This window comes from Leptotrichia sp. oral taxon 879 str. F0557, assembly GCF_000469385.1.
Lineage (GTDB): Bacteria > Fusobacteriota > Fusobacteriia > Fusobacteriales > Leptotrichiaceae > Leptotrichia > Leptotrichia mesophila.
In genome coordinates this window covers 1-946 of sequence record NZ_KI271330.1, presented here as the reverse complement: position 1 = coordinate 946, position 946 = coordinate 1, and the positions used below count along the sequence as shown (strand labels likewise).

The following is a 946-nucleotide window of genomic DNA, read 5'->3' as shown; positions in this document are numbered from 1 at the left end:
CTGCAACAAGAAATGGATAAAAATAAAAAATTAGAAAAAGACCTGGAACAAAAGGAACTAGATATTGACATATTAAAAAAGGCATCAGCCATATTGATGAAAAAATAAGGATTGTTGACAAGTACGCATTAGTAAAGACTTTATTCAATGAGTTTAATGTTTCAAAATCAAGAATAATTAATTTAATAGGCATTAAAAAAAGCAGCTATTACTACTGGGTTAAAGAGGTCAAGACACAAAGGGATATAGAAAATAAAATTTTGTACGATATAATAAAATCAATATGGCAAGACAGCAGAAAAACTTACGGAGCAGTAAGAATTCATAAAAAATTTAGAAATTATAACAAATCAGATGATATAAAAGAAGCAGCAAGAAATATTTTAAAAAGAAATTTTGATACAGAAAAATTAAATGAAAAATGGGTAAGTGATATAACATATATTTGGACAAGAAAGCACGGGTGGTGCTACTTATCAAGTATAATGGATTTGCACAGCAGAAGAATAATATCACATAAGGTTGGAAAATTTATGGATATAAAATTAGTTATCGATACCTTAAAAATGACGATATATAAAAGAGGGGATATAACTGATCTGATAATACATACAGATAGAGGAAGCCAGTATATGAGTAAAGAATATCGTAAATTTTGTGCAAAAAAAGGCATAAGCATATCTTACAGCAGAAAAGGAAATCCTTATGATAATGCATGTATAGAATCATTCCATGCAACATTGAAAAAAGAATATGTACATAATGAAAACTTTGAAAATCTAGAAAGTTTAAGAAGTGGAATGTACGAGTATATAGAAATATGGTATAATAACAGCAGAATACACAGTAAAATAGGATTTACAAGTCCGAATGAATACGAAGAAAGCATGAAGAAAGGAAACAAAGAAATTGCTTAAAAATAGTCTAAATTTTGGGGGACACTCCA

1 protein-coding gene is annotated in these 946 nt (G+C 28.3%); it reads left to right on the top strand.

Features of this window, described 5'->3' with window-relative positions:
* Positions 1-260: 260 nt before the first annotated feature.
* Positions 261-917 (top strand): IS3 family transposase, encoded by a 657-nt coding sequence (locus HMPREF1552_RS06155; protein ID WP_021744258.1) that lies wholly within the window; start codon positions 261-263, stop codon positions 915-917.
* The last annotated feature ends 29 nt before the right edge of the window (positions 918-946 follow it).